Raw genomic sequence first — 16,468 nt, 5'->3', positions numbered from 1 at the left:
CTCCTAGTGAGCCATATTATCAGGGCCAAGACGGATGTACTTAACCATCAAGAAAATTTCAACGACGGCAAGAATTGTATAAAAGAGGATAAAACCCGTTATTGAGGTTAATACTTGAGCATTATTTAAAGTAGAGGTCCCCATAGCTGTGGGTAAGATATCCTGGACGACCCAAGGTTGTCGTCCGTATTCTGCAACCACCCAGCCTAGCTCTGCAGCAAGCCAAGGTAATGGTAATGAATAGAATGCCATACGCAAATACCAGCGGGTAGTATGTAATCTACGTCTCATAGACAAGTAGAAGCCTACTGCAAATAAAAGAATAAAGAAAAATCCGCAGGCAACCATGATACGAAAGGAGAAAAACAAAGGAGTGACTCGGGGCTTCAGATCATGGGCTGCTTGGTTAATTTGATCTTCAGTTGCGTCAACAACTTGTTCAGTATATTTCTTCAAGAGCAGACCATAGCCTAAATATTTATTGTGTGCGGTAAAATCAGCTTTTGCTTGTTCGTCATTAGGATTTTTTTGTAATCGAGTCAACGCTTCATAAGCAAGTATTCCTTCTTTGATTCGTTCTTTTCCTTGTTCGATCAACTCTGAAATACCTTCTAGAGGTTCTGTGAATGTTCGGGTTGCAATTAATCCCAATGCATAAGGAATAGTTATTGCATAATCAGTGGTCATTGTTTCTTCATTAGGAATACCAAAAACTGTAAGACCTGCTGGAGCCTTTTCCGTATGCCACATCGCTTCGATTGTTGCGAATTTCATTTTTTGGTTTTGATTATCAAGATAGCCGCTTTCATCCCCTAACACGACTACTGCTAAAGCGGATGCAAGTCCAAAACTGGCAGCTACAGTTATTGAACGTTTGGCAAAGTTTATGTTTCTACCGCGTAATAAGAAGTAAGCACTAATGGATAAAACAAAAATTGAACCTGTAACGTAGCCAGCACTAATCGTATGAACAAATTTAGCTTGAGCAACTGGATTAAACATCACGGCAACAAAGTCTGTGACTTCCATCCGCATGGTATGGAAATTAAATTCCGCACCAACAGGGTTTTGCATCCAGCCATTAGCAATCAGAATCCATAATGCTGAAAGATTGGTGCCTAAAGCAAGCAACCAAGTGCAACACATATGTTGGAAGCGACTTAATCTATCCCAGCCGAAAAAGAACAAACCGACAAAAGTGGCTTCTAAAAAGAAAGCCATAAGCCCTTCAATAGCCAGTGGAGCACCAAAAACATCGCCAACATAATGGGAATAATAGGCCCAATTTGTTCCAAACTGAAATTCCATGGTCAATCCGGTAGCGACACCTAAAACAAAATTAATACCGAAGAGAATTCCCCAATATTTGACCATTTGTCGCCAAATATCACGACCCGTCATTACATAGATTGTTTCCATGATGGCTAAAAGGAGGGACAAACCCAACGTGAGTGGGACAAAAAGAAAATGATAAAGTGCTGTTAGAGCAAACTGTAAACGGGATAGATCGACCAGGTCACTACCAGGAATCATTACTCACCTCGCATGTTTTGTACTTTATTGATAAACTCCTTAGATTCCCCTGTTTGTCTTAGAAAATACTAAGGAATTCCCTAATTTATTATTTTTCAGAAGAAAGATATTCTTTTGTTTGAATTGTTCCTAACAGCCATTGTTCATTGCTTTGATGTGGTTTTTCCACGTTCTTAAAGCAAATTATCCATAATAAAATCAATAAGCTAAATTTAATAATCAAGGTTATAAGAATATCACGAGTTAGTGGTTTAAGCATGTTCTTTAACCCCCTTTTCTTGACTCAGCATTCCATATTTTAAAGACTCTGCAATTAAGGAGGCTTTTTCAATGATTTCTTCCGCGATTTCTCTAGGCAAATGGTGTACTGCTTCTTTCTGGAATAAATCGAGCCAACGGACAAAGTGTGCTTCTTCAAAATGGGTGAATTGTTTTAATAGGACGTGTTTTTGATAGGCATTACCGTGATACTCATTGGTTTTCAACATGATGCTATTCCAAAATTGACACAGTAGAGGGATGTGCTTACCCCAATCAACTTGTGCCACATCATTAAAGATAGGGCCAAGGACCTCATCTCTTTGTACGTTTTGGTAAAAATGGGTCACGAGCTTTTCGATATGTGTTTTATTCAGCTCAGTCATGTCACTATCTGCTGATATAAATTAGGCTAATCATACTTAAGTTTCATTTTAAATACAACTTTAAATAGTACCAAATTTGATTATTTTCTTGTGGTATTAATTAACTCAAGTAAAGCGATTGCATTATTGTACTTTTCGTCTTTAGCACTGTATAACAAAGTCACAGTTTGGCGTTTTGCTTTGGTAGTGATTGTTGTGATTTGCTCTTGCTTTTTAGCCAGTTCATTAATGTAACGTTTTTTAAATTCTTGCCATTTTTCAGGTTCGTGATCGAACCATTGGCGTAGTTCGTTACTTGGTGCGATTTCCTTCAACCACAAATCTATAGCAGCGGTCTCTTTCTTTACTCCTCGAGGCCATAATCGATCAACCAATATTCTGTATCCATCTGATGAATCAAGTTGCTCATAAATTCTTTTAATTTTAATTTCATGCATCAGATTCTTCTCCTTGAGGAGCCAGATTGAGTAATGGGTAAAGTTCGACTTTGTTTAGAATAATGTCCGCTAAGCTAAATTGCTCTAAAATTGCAAAAAAAGCGCTTTGTGCTTCAAGAAGAATTTTTCGCAATTTACAGGCAGGTGCAATGCAACAATTTGCTTTATCTTTGTTAAAACAAGGTACTAAATCAAAATGCGGTTCAAGCTTTAAAACAAGAGCTTTTAAATTAATTTCTGCAGGATTTTCAGCCATGACAATCCCTCCATTTTTTCCTCTGGTTGTTTTAATAATCCCCAGTTTTGATAAGTTATGAATTATTTTTATCAAATGATTATGTGAAATGGCATATGCCGAGGCAATATCATTAATGGTGCAAGTATTTTGTTTGATCGCGATATAAATTAAAGCGCGCAGTGAGTAATCAGTAAATTGAGTGAGTTGCATTAAACACCCTAAATAGAAAGCAGGAACTTATTATTTCTTTTTATTAGATGTATTTCAAATGCAATTTCGAGGCACAAAAAATCGACAGAGATACTATTATTAAGACGTACTTGAGCTATAATTAAACTCATGGAGATTAAGAACGGGGAATGAGTATGAGCAGAAATATTATGAGTAAAATCATATGCATTGGAGTTTTTGCTCTAAGCCTCTTTGCTTCTGGAGTGAGTTCTGCAGGCGGGGGTTGGCATGGCGGCGGCTGGCATGGCGGTGGAGGCGGTTGGCATGGTGGAGGCTGGCATGGCGGTGGTTGGCACGGCGGAGGTTGGCACGGTGGTTACTATAATAGCGGCTGGCACGGTGGTTATGGGGGCTGGGGGACTGGTGTTGTAATTGGGGTTCCTTACTATAACGACTATTACTATCCCTCATGTCAAACTGTTCGCGTATGTAATCGATATGGACATTGTTGGTTACAAGAGTCTTGTTATTAAAATTATAAGAGCAATTTAATTTTATAACCCACGGGCTGAGTTTTGTGGGTTTTTATTTTAAAAAACCACACGCAAAGGTTTTCATGTCATACAATACCCCATATTGATGAAAAGTTTATAGTATCTATTGGTGAAAATTGATGCTATTTTTGATTACTTTTCGTATCTTTATATGAGTCTCCTATGAATTACACAATAGAATATCTGAAGCATATAAATTGGGAACAGATTGCTTTTGCATTATTTCTACTTTTTTTTGGTTATTTTTTTGCAAAAAAAATCAGTCACTGGGTTGAAAAAATAATTGAAAATCGATTTTCAAAACACCTCGCTATGTTATCAAGTCGAGTGATTTATTATGGGTTTTTTTTGCTGTTTTCGATTTCAGCATTGCATGAGATGGGGTTTAAGTTAACCTTATTACTAGGTACCGCGGGGCTATTTACTGTAGCTTTAAGCTTTGCTTCACAAACGGCGGCATCCAATCTTATTAGCGGTGTGTTTCTTTTATTTGAGCGCCCGTTCAAAGTAGGGGATGTGATTTCCATTAAAGATACTAAGGGAACAGTAGAAACTATTGACTGGTTATCAACTAAAATCAAAACCAATGACAATCGTTTGATTCGCATTCCCAACGAGGCTTTAATCAAATCAGAAATTACCAATTTAAGTATATATCCTCAAAAACGCGATGAGATAATACTTAGAATTGATGCAGTTCATGATGTCCATAATATTAAATCATTACTCCATAGAATTTGTGAGGAATGCAACCATATTTTACCCACACCCAACCCCCAAATTTTATTATCGCAGATGATTGATAGAGGAGGGGTTGAACTTAAAGTATTGTATTGGTCAAAAAGTGATTTAGCTACAGTACGCGATGAAGTGCTTTCTGCAATTAAAATAACATTTGAACGAGAAGCAATTACCTTTGTTAATGAACGAATTTACATCCCGACGCTTCCTTCATCTGCAACACCATTACCGCTATAGTTTGCAGAAAAAAGACGAAGCGAAATCTAGAACATTTCTTTGTGTGATTTTTTAAACAGATTTCGCTTCGTTTTATCTAATTTACACAATTAAGCCCACTTGCGAGTCACGCATACTAGGTGTATGTTGAATAGGAATGGATTGTAAGTTGGGAGTTGAAATGGAATCAACGATCGAAATTGTTGGCTATGTTGCCTGTTGCTTAGTGTTAGCGACGTTCTATGTCAAAAGGATTTTGACATTACGACTCATCGCAATTTGCTCCAATGTAGCCTTTATTATGTATGCGCTTGGTAGTACTCTCTATCCGATTTTTGTTCTGCATGCGTTATTACTACCTTTGAACTTATATCGGATTTTTGAAATAAAGAGAGGTACATTTAACTCATAATGATTGGGAATCTATTTTTTTAGAGGATCAATGGTTAAGAAAACGTAAATAATAGTTACAAATGTTTAAAGAGGTCATGGCATTTTCTTCAAAATTATTTTCATTATTTGAAAATGATAAAGTGAGAATTTGCCCTGACTTAAAAGTACCAAGTGCATAAATTTTGCATGAAAGAACAGCATTAATTGAAAAAATTCTTACGGTAATTATAAGGCCGCATACTTCCTCATGAGCTAGAAAAACTGTGGCTTTCATAATAGGCTTTAGTTCTTGAACTCTTTCTTGAGCTATTCATTTATTTTTCTGTTCGTGTTCAAGAAGCCATTGTTTGCGTGAGATTCCTCCACCATACCCCCCTAAATTTCCACTGGAGTTAATAATTCGGTGGCAAGGAATAATAATTGCAAGCGAATTTGCACCATTAGCATTGGCAACTGCTCGGTATGCAGTGGGTTTTCCTAGAGTTTGAGCTTGTTCTGCATAACTTCTTGTTTCGCCATAAGGAATAAGTGTCAAAGCATGCCAGGCCATTTTTTGGAACGGGGTTCCTAACATTTGGACGGGAGTGTTAAACTTTTTTAAAGCCCCAGAAAAATAAGCTTTGAGTTCTTTTTCAATCGAACGAAGTGGGGCAGTATCCCCTGGGATAATGGCTGCGTTCATTTTATTTCTTAGTCGTTCTACCTCACGCTCTAAACCTCTTCTATCCACGAACTCCAAAAGATGTAATGCCTCCTCATCAGCTACTGCAAGCAGTGGCCCAAGAGGTGAATCGAACCAAGAGGCTTTTAAAACAGTAGGATGTTTTGATAATTGCGAAGGAGCTGCTCCCATTATTTTAGAAAAAGCATCGCGAAAACCACTACCGGATTCATATCCGACATTTAATTGTGTTTCAATCACTATTGTACCCTCACGAATTTGTTTCATGGCTATACCCATTCTTCTTGCCCGCGCGTAGGCAACAAAAGTCATGCCAAAGCGTTTTTTAAATTGTCTACGTGCCGTTGATGTATCAATTCCTAATGCGGCGAAATCCCTGTCCCTCCATCTCTTTTCAGGATTAGCTTCTACAGCTGCAACTAATTGTTGAATCAAATTAGAAGCCTGATTAGGATAAACTAGGGGTTGGCAGCGCATACATGGTCTATATGACGCAAGGAGTGCCTCTTGAGCTGTGTGAAAAAACTCACAATTTTCAAATTTTGGTTTTTTTGCAGGACAGGTTGGTCTACAAAATATTCCAGTCGATTTAACTCCAACATAAAATAGACCTTCATATTTGGAGTCTTTAGCAAGTAAGGCCTGGTAATATTCTATTTTTGCTCTATCAGTTAACATGAATTGCTCAAATCAGTTGTTTCAATAGTTACTATAGCTTTTTTAAAAAAAAGAGCGACCGAAATTCAGGCATCGAATTTAAGGCAGTATCTAAGAGTCATTCACGGCCAAGCCATTCTGAGGAGTTTACGACGAAGGATCTCCTGATTTTTACTCATACCCATCTTTTCGAGGTCTCTCACTGCGTTCGGGATGACGTATCCTCCGCTATTGTAACCTGGATGGCAGCATAGCAGAACCCGAGTTTTTTAAATATTGGGCTAGGTGTTATTGAGTCCGCTAAAACAAAGAGGTTTATCTATTATCCCTTGAGCAGGCAAATTAAGTCGCACCATGCCGCACTGATCTGTCCTATAAAAGGGAATGTGTAATGAGCTCATAGCGGTTAAAGTTTTAGCATGAGGAAAATGAAAACGATTATCATAGCCTAAAGAGGCTATGGCATAACGTGGCGCAACTTCGAGCAAGAATCGATAAGAAGAAGAGGTTTTACTACCATGATGAGGGACAATTAAAACATCGGATGCCAGTTGTTCTCCATAGGTTTTTATTAAATAATCTTCGGCTTTTTTTTCAATATCTCCGGTTAATAATACCTTTCCAGCTTTAGTGCTTACTTGCAGAATACAGGAGTTATTGTTTTTATTTTTGAAATGAATGATGATTGGCAAGAAACGAAAATGAATACCATCCCACTGCCACTGCGGATAATTATGACATGATTCCCCATGACCATAATAACGAGGCTCATTGACTAATAGTTGCTCTACGTGCATTCCTTTCTCAAGGGACTTGAGCCCTCCACGGTGATCTTTATCTGGATGACTAATGACCACGGCATCAATTTTTTTTATTCCTAGGGTTTTAAGATAGGGTAAAATCACCATATTCCCTAGATCATTTCCTTTGAAAAATCGATCTCCAGTATCATAGATCATGACATGATGTTGACTTCTTACCGCAACTGCCAAACCTTGACCTACATCTAAAATATCAATTACAGCTTCTCCTGGTGATAGTGGAGTACGGGATGGAAAAAATGGAAGCAGTAACCAGAGTAGGGTAATCCATTGAAAGGGTTTAATGGGTAATAAAACCCACATTAGTAAAGCGCCCATCAAAATAATCACGAATTCAATGCTATGAATAGAGCAATTAATATTAATAATTTCTAAATGTTCAATAAGGCTTAATCCTTTAAATAACAATGCAATCAGCAACGATAAGAGTTTCATTAAGAGGAGGGCAATATTCCATGAACTGAGTGCCATCGTTATCAACGCTATGGGTACGATTAAAAAGCCAACCAGAGGAATAGCGAATAAATTTGCGATAAATCCATTAATTGAACCATACGAGTACCAGTAGAGGGTTAAAGGCATGAGTCCAATTAAGCAACTTAATTGTAAGGCTAAACTTCCTTTATATCCTTTTAGTCTCCAACGCTGTTGAGTTAAAAGCAAACATGCTACGGCGAGAAAGGAAAAATAAAAACCTTGCATGAATACTGCATGTGGTTCGATACATAAAACGCCAAAAAGCGCGTACCGCCATATTTGCCAGGCCGAAAAACGTTGTTTGCCTAAACGATAGAATGTATAAAAAAAACAGCCGATGAGTGCTCTTTGTACTGGGGGAGCAAATCCTGCTAAGAAGGCATATAACACAGCCGCCAGAAGACCGCTGACACTGGCTACATAGGGGGCTGGAACATACAAACAGCATAGGGCGCTTTGCGACCATAGCCAACGAATTAGCCAATAAATCATTCCTGATATCAATGCAATATGTTCTCCTGAAATCCCAAATAAATGGGTTGTTCCTGTACGTCTAAATAAATCCCAATTTTGTTGGCTAATATGGTTGGTCAAATTTAAAGTTAATGCTTCAACAATTCCTGCTGTGAATTGGTTGGGCGCCAATTGGTTGAGTTGATGACCTAAATGCTCACGTACTCGAAGCCAATTAAAATGAGAATGAGATTCTGAAAGCAATTGATTGTTTTTAGAAAGAATATAACCCGTCCAATGAATATGGCGTGTATTAAGTGCGCCAACATAATCGGCGCTTCCTGGATTAAGATAATTTCTCGGTTTTTTTAATTTGACAGTAAACTGCCATCGTTGCCCTACGCGTAATTCAGGAGCATTGTTATACCAAGATAATTGGATTAATCCTTGAGCTGGATGCTGCTCATATTGCTCAAGGGCAAATAAAAATTGGGTTTTAGAAAAATCTTGGTTAGGAATAGATGCAATTGTTCCTTGAATTGTCACTTTAGGTATGACGGGAATATTGGGCAATCCTTTAGTTAAATTAAGTGATTGATGCAGGAATGCCAGTAAAACCCCTAAAATAAAAAAGAGGATCAAGGAATACTTTGGACTTAGGAAAAAAACGAGTAGGCTAATTAGGGGTAAAGTACGGTTAAACGTATATAGATAGAGTATGCCTGTGAAAAAGCAAAAAATTTCCATTTCATTTTAAGTTGGACTGTCCGTTAAGCGAGATAGTAGAGAATAGGTTTTTGTTTGTAAAGTAAATTTTACTGTGGGGAGATAAGGTTCTAACTTAGCTTGGACTCCAACAAATAGTTTGTGCGGCTCCGGATGAGTCTACAGCTGTTTTCACATTCGATTGATTGATACTCAAACTGGCACAGGTTTCATCTTTAGTTTGGTAACCTATGGGGGTTGCGGTTAGCGTATAAGTAGTGTTTCCTATGTGCGTTAAGCGAATACTGTAAAAATCTTGAATCGATCTTTGCGGAAATAAGGGTAATGTATTGCAGGGCGCATTGTAAGAAAAATTTTGGGCATAACACCTTTCCAGAGTGATTTGAGCTTGTGCTAATGTGGCTATGGCATCGGAGCGATGTTTTTTTAGCAAGAAATGAAGGTAGCTAGGGTAGGCGATTGCAGAAAGGATGGCCATAATAAACAGGGTCATCATTAATTCAATTAAAGTGAATCCTTGGCTTCCTATTGGTTTTTTGTCCATCCTTGTTCGCACCAGAAGAGTAGATTGTTTTACGCCAAGTGAGCACTGGTAGTGCCCCTTGGTTTTTTAATCCCATTCGATAAATTTCTCAATATCTGCGTTTGCAACCTTGTATTGCTGAGGTCGTTTTTTGTTCTGCGCAAGAGCATGAGGTCTATTGCATTGAATTTGATTTTTAAATGTTTTTAATGCATCTTCTAAATTAACAAACTCATAACCATTTTGTTTATACAAATTGATGATATCAGGCAAAACATAAGCATTAAGTAAATTAGCGTGAATTAATAAAATTTGGGCTTGCTCCGTATTTTGATGGAATTCATTATGTTCTTCAGCACGTAGGGTTTGTTGCCAAATAAAATCCAGATAAAACGGCTTCAACTCGTCAAGATAAGTGCGTCTGTTCATTTCAGGAACGGATAACAAGCGTTGATTAAAGACAAAATCTTTGGAATCAATAGTAATAGGGGCAACCTGATAATTTTTTCGCGCAAGATAACAAAGTATGTCTTCTTTTTTTTGTCCAGAACTCATCGCCAAGTAAGGATAACGAAAATATTTAGGCTTCGTTAAAACAGGATTTAAAATGTTGTCAGCACCTCGAATTTCTTGAATGTATTCTTTGGTATCCATTTTATTTAAATTTGCATGGGTAAGGGTGTGGTTACCTAATCCAAAACCAGCATCGCGAAATTTCTGCAGTATTTCCCAGTTATTTTTGCGTACCTCACTGGCAATAATAAATCCAGTAGCAGGAATTTGCTCCTTAGTCATGGTTTCGATCATCATATTCAAATGAAAGTTTCGATATTCACCAACAAAAGGTAAATCATCGATGGTGATAGATACTATTTTTTTGGGGACAATCGATTTTTTAGAGGGCTCTTTTTTTCTATCGTAATTCTCTTGAGAATGATCCTCTGAATCTAAGATGCTACTAACATCATTAACAGTGTCCTTAGAATTGCGATGCTCAAATGCAAAACTGGTGCTTTGACTCGCTATTAGAAGCAATAAAATAAATGATATCTCTTTAATAATTAATTTAATTTTCATTAGTGCAAGGTACAAACAAATAGGGAAACCGACATTGTAACAAAAAAATAGCCTAAATGGCTGCTCTGAGACAGGTTGGTTACAAAAATATTAAGAAGATAAGATAGCCAAATGTGAATATTTGGCTACCTTATTTCAAAGGGACAAGTTAAAAAAGCTTGAAGATTAATACTAGTTTTTGGTAGGTAAAACTGTATGTTCTAGTTCTTCATCATCACTTTCTTCTTCGTCGGTGGCCTTACTTCCAAAGAAGGTTTTACCGATTGTAGAAGACAAACTGCCTAAGTATCCTTTAGACTCTTTAGATTCTTTTTTGGATTCTTTTTTAGTTTCTTTTTTAAATTCCTCTACAGCACCTTTTAATGAGGCCATGCGACAATCATAGATCATATCAATAAGTAAATTAAAAGATTCTTTTAATTTAAAGTTTGCAATTGCTGAAAAAATATGGTTGCTACGAATTGCCTTTTTGCCATCATTTTTCGGCGCGATGGTCATAAATTGCATGAATTGGGTTGCTGATGTAATCAAGGATTCAACATCTTGCGGTTTTACTTCGTCTACAGCAAGTATTTTGTTTAATCCATTGAAAATAATCGAATTTTCTTTGCTGGAGATGTATGAAGATGCATACTCAATTTCGATTTGTTTACGAACTAGATGCATGGCTCCAGCGAGAATGGCAACTTTTTCAGCTTCATCGATTTCTGAAAGGTCCAGTGTGTCTCTTATTGTCTCCAAAAAGGTAAGTTGAGCAATGCGTTCTGTTGATTTTAACTTTTCAACTTTGGGGATGCTTTTATCTGCAAGATCATCTTCGATTAAATCTTTAAGAGCCGCTTTGAGTTTATCCCAACCAGAAAATCGATTGGTTGCAGAGGCAGGTGATTTTTTTATTGCTTGGTAATGACTGAGTTCAGCAGGTGTTTGCGCATCATTAGTAAAAGAAGCAACGATTGCCTTTTGGGCGTCTTTTTCTAGTTTATAGGAGATCTGCATCAGCTGATCTAATTTTTCAGTTGGAATAGCAGATAACATATGGTGTTTTGCAAATCCCTGACGCGAATCATGTCCTATAAAAACCTGATTTAGGACTGCGTTTATTGCGGTACGGAATTTAGCAGTTTGATATATGCCAGGTCTATCTTCTTCTTTGGTTTCAACACCGATGCCTATTGCATCGTTTAGGCGCTCACTAAGTAAACCCGATGACTCTAACATGCCCCGGTTTTTTTCGATGTCTACGAGTACCGTTAACATTGCGCCATAAAAAGCATTTATTAGATTTGTAACAGTATGCTGAGCTTTTTCTCTTTTTTGTTCTTCTTGTATACTTGGAGAGAACTTCTCTTTTTCTGAAGTTTTTCTTTCTTCGTACTTTTTGATTATCTCTAGGGATGGTGCTGCTTGTTCTTCTAGTTGAGAAAGTACTGTTGAGAGGTATTGAAATTCATAGACTCTATGAGGGTTGGGAAGGTCTTCAATTTTCCCCTTTTTTTCACGTTTTAATATAACTCTAACGGTTTCATCAAAATTGCTTCTTAATTCACTTAGTTCCTTTAATACAAACGTCATGTTAGTCTCCAAATGTCCAATGGATAAATGTAAGATCTTCTTACAAGGCCTCAGTGTAAACTAAAGTAAACCGCTCGTCATGTATTTTCATTATACAATTTCATTCTTTTCATGAAAAATTATAAAATTCAATGTGTTAACTACAAAATTGCGCATTAAAATGATGCTGTTCTTTATCAATGTACATAAAAAAATTGTATTAATTAAAATAAAGGGTAATATTTCTGTCATTTTTTATTGAGTGCTAATCAATGTAACTTGATGAAGCGAGCTGAAATTTCAGATTCATAGATTTTGCTTACTTGCAAGAGAGAAATTTTTAATGAGGATCTGTTTTGAATATTGAAAACGACAATCAGTTGCAACAACAATTTTTTTATAATGCACAATTTGCATTAGTCTTTCTTCTGGTCTGTCGAATAATTTCCATTTGTTTTATTCCATTAAATGATGTTTCCGAAGCACGCTATGCCGAAATTGCACGAAAAATGCTGGAAACTGGAAATTGGGTGACGCCACTTCATGATTATGGAGTTCCTTTTTGGGCAAAGCCGCCGTTGTCTACCTGGCTATCTGCTTTTTCAATGAAACTTTTTGGAGTTAATGAGTTTGCTGTTCGATTACCCGGTTTGTTTCTATCTTTGATTACGATTTGGCTTATTTGGTATTTGGTTAAAAGGCATAGCGGTGATGTCATTGCCATGGTCACAACCTTGGTGCTTTCAGGAACACTGTATTTTTTTCTTGATGCAGGAACTGTAATGACGGACCCCTCTTTGGTCCTTTGCATTACTTTGGTCGAGGTCGCTTTTTGGCGGGCCGTGGTTGATGGAAGCAAACTTTGGTCTTATGTTTTTTTTGTAGCTTTGGGACTTGGTTTATTAGCAAAAGGTCCTGTTGCTATTGTTTTATCAGGAATGCCCATATTTTTTTGGGTTTTATTACGGAAGCAGTGGCGTAATTTATGGGAAAGATTACCTTGGATAAAGGGCATAATACTCATGCTTGCAATTGCACTTCCTTGGTATATTTGGGCAGAAATAAGAACGCCGGGATTTTTAAATTATTTTATTATTGGTGAGAATTTCAATCGATTTTTAAAACCAGGATGGGTAGGTGACAAGTATGGTTTTGCACACCAACAAGCCTGGGGAATGATTTGGATATATGCGGTAATAGGGACCTTGCCTTGGTGTGTGCTCGGGGCTGCATGGTTTATTAAATACAAGCATAATGTGCGCAAAGTATTTGTCGACAACAACGGGTGGTTAAGTTACTTTTTTCTATGCACCATAGTTCCGATCGTCTTTTTTACTTTTTCCCGGAACATTATTTACACCTATATTTTTCCAAGCCTTCCTGCTTTTTCAGTGTTTTTTGTGACGTACTGGGATCGTGTGGGGGCCATAACCAGAGCAAGGCAGCTTATTATAAAGCTCTCTGTACTCGTCGGAGTACTGTTCCTTGCAGCAACCCTTGCCTACAATGCCACTCCACAAGCAATATCCAAAACAGAAAAATATGTAGTTGCCGCCTGGTTAAAGCAACATCCCGAAGCTGGAAGCTATCTTATTTATTGGAATTTCAAAACTGAATTCTCAGCTCAATTTTATTCAGGAGGTCGAGTAAAATTTGCTTTAAATAGTAAAGAGCTTTGCCGATTGCTGGACAATGGACGAGAAAATTATCTGGCAATTAAGCCATATTATATCACCGATGTTGCACCGGAATTGTTTTCCAAAATGGTCCTAATTCAACGAGTTCACTCTGGTGATAAGCCATTTTTATTGATGCGAATTCCAGTTTCTGCAAAAAATACGTGTAAAAACATAACAACAGCAGAAGCGGAATATTGGAAATATTATTATCTTGAACAAGGGGAAATTGTACACCACGTAGTGACTCCAAGTTTGTTCAATAAAGATACCAATTTATTTAGAGTTTTGATATAATCGGGCGCAATTTTTAAGCCATAAGGAGTAACTGTGTCGCAATCTGTTGCAGTGGATTCGAGAACTTTTGTGCCCCGTGGTGATTTAATGGCCTGGGTTGTGTGCCTATCGGCAGGACTCTTTTTTTTATATGAATTTTTTCAACTCAACATTTTTGATGTAATCAATCAGCCTTTACGGGATGATTTTCACATCGATGCAACTCAATTAAGTTGGATGTCCAGCGCTTATTTGTGGGCAGATATTCTATTTCTTCTTCCAGCTGGAATTATTCTGGATCGTTTTTCTACACGTACTGTTATTTTAAGCGCGATGTTTATTTGTGTACTTGGTACGGTAGGTTTTGCGTTAACTCACTCGTTTATTTTAGCTTCGTTCTGTCATTTTCTTTCCGGAATAGGTAATGCATTTTGCTTCTTATCCTGCGTCGTCTTGGTATCGCATTGGTTTCCACCAAGAAGGCAAGCTCTTGTGATCGGATCTTTGGTTACAATGGCCTTTGTTGGCGGTATGATGGCCCATACTCCTTTTGCGTATCTTTATGAATTATTTGGATGGCGTAAGGCTTTGTTAATTGATGGGGCAGTGGGTGCTGTATTGCTGCTGTGGATTTACTATATGGTAAGCGATAAACCCGCAGAGTCACCCATGAAAATTCGTACCAATCAGGGGCAAGTTATTTCGGGATTTATCAAAGCATTCTCTAATTCACAAAATTGGTTGGCAGGTTTTTACACCTCCTTTCTTAATTTACCCATTATGGTTTTATGCGCTTTATGGGGTGCGAGTTATTTGCAGGTCGTTCATCATTTACCCGAAATGGCGGCCAGCAATGTCGTCAGTTTGATTTTTATGGGAAGTGTTATTGGTTGCCCATTGGCTGGATGGTTGTCTGATTCTCAGGGGCGTCGAAAGCCTTTAATGATCGGGGGAGCTATTGCAACCCTTATCATTGTAATTCCTTTATTCTTGGATATCGTTTTATCGCAGTTTGCACTTAGTATTATCTTTTTTGCCTTAGGATTTTTTACCAGCACACAAGTAATTTCTTATCCTTTAGTGGCTGAAAGTAATTCTGCTGAAAACACTGGGGCTGCTACAGGTATTGCCTCAGTAATTATTATGGGTGGTGGGGGCGTAGGACAAGTACTCTATGGTTGGTTAATAACCCACCATGCTGGGTCGGCAGCAACAACTTATTCTGTGGTAGATTTTCAATACGCCATGTGGATGTTCCCAATAACTACGGTTGCGGCTTTAATTGCCGTATTAATAACCCGTGAAACATATTGCAAGCGATAAAGCTGAGGAGTAAAGATGCAAGTGGTGGATGAGTTTCCAGGATATAATGAGATGAAGTCTTCATTATTACCCTGGCTGGTGTGTTTTGCTGCGACCTTATTCTTTTTTTATGAGTTTATTCAGGGGAATATGTTTGCATCCATTGCTGCAAATATCATGCAGGATTATCAGATACAAGCTGATAAAATGGCGTGGTTATCAAGCATTTACTATCTTTCTAATGTATTGTTTCTTTTTGTCGCTGGGATGGTTCTTGACCGCTTCTCCATTAAGAATACTTTATTAATTGCTATGTTTTTATGTGTGGCAAGTACGTTTCTACTGGCTTACTCACATTCATTTTATATGGCCTTATTTTGTCGGTTTATCACAGGTATAGGTAGTGCTTTCTGTTTCTTAGGGCCTGTCCGTTTAGCATCGCATTGGTTTCCACCAAAACGTATGGCTTTGGTCACTGGAGCTATAGTGACTATGGCAATGGCTGGAGGCATGTTGGCTCAATATCCGTTAACCCAATTGGTTAATTTAGTTGGATGGCGTCAGGCAGTTCAAGATGTCGGAGTTCTTGGTTTTGCCATGCTGATCGTTATGTTTTTTTGGATAAAAGAAAGACCGCACACATCAATAAAGCATGTAGTTAAACCAATCAATGTATTCTCAGCCGCTAAAAAGGCGTATTTGAATACTCAATATTTGCGGGCTGCATTTTATGCCAGTTTAATGAATATGGCTATTGCTGTATTTGGTGCCATGATGGGGACTTTATATCTAGTACAGCGGTTAGATATTAGTTCTTCGCAAGCGTCTGTCGTAAATGGTATGTTATTTTTGGGATCAATTATTGGATCACCTCTAGTCGGGTGGATATCTGATAAAATGGGTTTACGAATTATGCCTATGAAAATTGGTGTAATTGCTTCCTTATTAACTTTACTCGCAGTGCTTTACCTTCCTGTTTCTTATAGCATGATGGCATTTTTATTTTTCTTGCTTGGTTTTTTTACTTCAGCGCAAGTGATTAGTTATGCTTTGGTTGCTGAAAGTAGTTCACCTGCAATGACCGCAACCGCTGTAAGTGTCATTTCGATATTGACTCAAGGTGGTTATATTGTGTATCAAAATATGTTCAGTTATTTATTAACGAATCATGGGGGTATGCAAATGGTGAATGGAACTCCTGTTTATCTACTCGGCGCATATCAATATGCTGCAATTATTTTACCTGTAGGCCTATTAATTGCTTTCTTCATGCTGATAGGTTTAAAAGAAACACGCTGCCAACATATTGAGAACTAA

The 16,468-nt window shown here is 37.7% G+C and carries 15 protein-coding genes; 5 read left to right on the top strand and 10 right to left on the bottom strand.

What is annotated here, in order from left to right:
* Positions 1-3 precede the first annotated feature (3 nt).
* From ACWTEW_RS32040 to ACWTEW_RS32020, 5 genes are all read right to left on the bottom strand, one after another.
* Positions 4-1,533: a cytochrome ubiquinol oxidase subunit I gene (locus tag ACWTEW_RS32040; RefSeq protein ID WP_454782015.1), complete on the bottom strand. Its 1,530-nt coding sequence runs from the start codon at positions 1,531-1,533 to the stop codon at positions 4-6.
* Between the two features lie 88 nt (positions 1,534-1,621).
* Positions 1,622-1,792, bottom strand: a complete 171-nt coding sequence (gene cydP, locus ACWTEW_RS32035) for a cytochrome oxidase putative small subunit CydP (RefSeq protein ID WP_454782014.1) — start codon at positions 1,790-1,792, stop codon at positions 1,622-1,624.
* Positions 1,785-2,177, bottom strand: coding sequence for a group III truncated hemoglobin (locus tag ACWTEW_RS32030; protein WP_454782013.1), 393 nt, complete (start codon positions 2,175-2,177; stop codon positions 1,785-1,787). Before ACWTEW_RS32030 ends, cydP begins: the two co-directional genes overlap by 8 nt.
* Positions 2,178-2,257: 80 nt before the next feature.
* Entirely contained in the window at positions 2,258-2,614 is a 357-nt protein-coding gene (locus ACWTEW_RS32025; protein WP_454782012.1) for a DUF488 domain-containing protein, read from the bottom strand.
* A complete protein-coding gene (locus tag ACWTEW_RS32020) occupies positions 2,607-3,062 on the bottom strand; it encodes an Rrf2 family transcriptional regulator (protein ID WP_454782011.1) in 456 nt (151 codons plus the stop codon). The genes ACWTEW_RS32025 and ACWTEW_RS32020 overlap by 8 nt, the downstream gene beginning before the upstream one ends.
* A 170-nt stretch (positions 3,063-3,232) precedes the next feature.
* Between ACWTEW_RS32020 and ACWTEW_RS32015 the strand changes: the two genes are divergently transcribed.
* Together ACWTEW_RS32015 and ACWTEW_RS32010 are read left to right on the top strand one after the other, a co-directional pair.
* Positions 3,233-3,556, top strand: a complete 324-nt coding sequence (locus ACWTEW_RS32015; protein WP_483099567.1) for a hypothetical protein — start codon at positions 3,233-3,235, stop codon at positions 3,554-3,556.
* A gap of 183 nt (positions 3,557-3,739) precedes the next feature.
* On the top strand, positions 3,740-4,555 hold the full coding sequence (locus ACWTEW_RS32010; RefSeq protein ID WP_454782009.1) for a mechanosensitive ion channel family protein: 816 nt from the start codon (positions 3,740-3,742) through the stop codon (positions 4,553-4,555).
* Positions 4,556-5,237: 682 nt separating this feature from the next.
* Here ACWTEW_RS32010 and ACWTEW_RS32005 read toward each other — a convergent pair.
* The 5 genes from ACWTEW_RS32005 to ACWTEW_RS31985 form a co-directional block, all read right to left on the bottom strand.
* Positions 5,238-6,287 (bottom strand): bifunctional transcriptional activator/DNA repair enzyme AdaA, encoded by a 1,050-nt coding sequence (locus ACWTEW_RS32005; protein ID WP_454782008.1) that lies wholly within the window; start codon positions 6,285-6,287, stop codon positions 5,238-5,240.
* 260 nt (positions 6,288-6,547) lie between these two features.
* Positions 6,548-8,764 (bottom strand): DNA internalization-related competence protein ComEC/Rec2, encoded by a 2,217-nt coding sequence (locus tag ACWTEW_RS32000; protein ID WP_454782007.1) that lies wholly within the window; start codon positions 8,762-8,764, stop codon positions 6,548-6,550.
* A 94-nt stretch (positions 8,765-8,858) separates the two neighbouring features.
* Positions 8,859-9,287 (bottom strand): type IV pilin protein, encoded by a 429-nt coding sequence (locus tag ACWTEW_RS31995; protein ID WP_454782006.1) that lies wholly within the window; start codon positions 9,285-9,287, stop codon positions 8,859-8,861.
* Between the two features lie 66 nt (positions 9,288-9,353).
* Entirely contained in the window at positions 9,354-10,343 is a 990-nt protein-coding gene (locus ACWTEW_RS31990; protein ID WP_454782005.1) for a polysaccharide deacetylase family protein, read from the bottom strand.
* Between the two features lie 171 nt (positions 10,344-10,514).
* Positions 10,515-11,918 (bottom strand): hypothetical protein, encoded by a 1,404-nt coding sequence (locus ACWTEW_RS31985; RefSeq protein ID WP_454782004.1) that lies wholly within the window; start codon positions 11,916-11,918, stop codon positions 10,515-10,517.
* A gap of 335 nt (positions 11,919-12,253) precedes the next feature.
* On the opposite strand from ACWTEW_RS31985, the gene ACWTEW_RS31980 reads away from it, so the two are divergent.
* Genes ACWTEW_RS31980 through ACWTEW_RS31970 form a run of 3 tightly spaced genes read left to right on the top strand, consistent with a single transcriptional unit; the run spans position 12,254 to position 16,468 of the window.
* On the top strand, positions 12,254-13,870 hold the full coding sequence (locus tag ACWTEW_RS31980) for an ArnT family glycosyltransferase (protein ID WP_454782003.1): 1,617 nt from the start codon (positions 12,254-12,256) through the stop codon (positions 13,868-13,870).
* Between the two features lie 33 nt (positions 13,871-13,903).
* Positions 13,904-15,172 (top strand): MFS transporter, encoded by a 1,269-nt coding sequence (locus tag ACWTEW_RS31975; RefSeq protein WP_454782002.1) that lies wholly within the window; start codon positions 13,904-13,906, stop codon positions 15,170-15,172.
* 15 nt (positions 15,173-15,187) lie between these two features.
* Positions 15,188-16,468 carry an MFS transporter gene (locus ACWTEW_RS31970; RefSeq protein ID WP_454782001.1) on the top strand — a complete coding sequence of 427 codons (1,281 nt, stop codon included), beginning with the start codon at positions 15,188-15,190 and terminating at the stop codon, positions 16,466-16,468.

The sequence above is a fragment of the Legionella stuttgartensis genome, assembly GCF_977063405.2.
The sequence above is the reverse complement of the archived record's forward strand: the minus strand, read 5'-3'. Positions and strand labels throughout refer to the sequence as shown.

Excerpts from the sequence above, each read along its gene's own strand:
- ACWTEW_RS32040 (WP_454782015.1), bottom strand. The coding sequence starts at position 1,533 with ATGATTCCTGGTAGTGACCTGGTCGATCTATCCCGTTTACAGTTTGCT.
- cydP (WP_454782014.1), bottom strand. The coding sequence starts at position 1,792 with ATGCTTAAACCACTAACTCGTGATATTCTTATAACCTTGATTATTAAA.
- ACWTEW_RS32030 (WP_454782013.1), bottom strand. The coding sequence starts at position 2,177 with ATGACTGAGCTGAATAAAACACATATCGAAAAGCTCGTGACCCATTTT.
- ACWTEW_RS32025 (WP_454782012.1), bottom strand. The coding sequence starts at position 2,614 with ATGCATGAAATTAAAATTAAAAGAATTTATGAGCAACTTGATTCATCA.
- ACWTEW_RS32020 (WP_454782011.1), bottom strand. The coding sequence starts at position 3,062 with ATGCAACTCACTCAATTTACTGATTACTCACTGCGCGCTTTAATTTAT.
- ACWTEW_RS32015 (WP_483099567.1), top strand. The coding sequence starts at position 3,233 with ATGAGTAAAATCATATGCATTGGAGTTTTTGCTCTAAGCCTCTTTGCT.
- ACWTEW_RS32010 (WP_454782009.1), top strand. The coding sequence starts at position 3,740 with ATGAATTACACAATAGAATATCTGAAGCATATAAATTGGGAACAGATT.
- ACWTEW_RS32005 (WP_454782008.1), bottom strand. The coding sequence starts at position 6,287 with ATGTTAACTGATAGAGCAAAAATAGAATATTACCAGGCCTTACTTGCT.
- ACWTEW_RS32000 (WP_454782007.1), bottom strand. The coding sequence starts at position 8,764 with ATGGAAATTTTTTGCTTTTTCACAGGCATACTCTATCTATATACGTTT.
- ACWTEW_RS31995 (WP_454782006.1), bottom strand. The coding sequence starts at position 9,287 with ATGGACAAAAAACCAATAGGAAGCCAAGGATTCACTTTAATTGAATTA.
- ACWTEW_RS31990 (WP_454782005.1), bottom strand. The coding sequence starts at position 10,343 with ATGAAAATTAAATTAATTATTAAAGAGATATCATTTATTTTATTGCTT.
- ACWTEW_RS31985 (WP_454782004.1), bottom strand. The coding sequence starts at position 11,918 with ATGACGTTTGTATTAAAGGAACTAAGTGAATTAAGAAGCAATTTTGAT.
- ACWTEW_RS31970 (WP_454782001.1), top strand. The coding sequence starts at position 15,188 with ATGCAAGTGGTGGATGAGTTTCCAGGATATAATGAGATGAAGTCTTCA.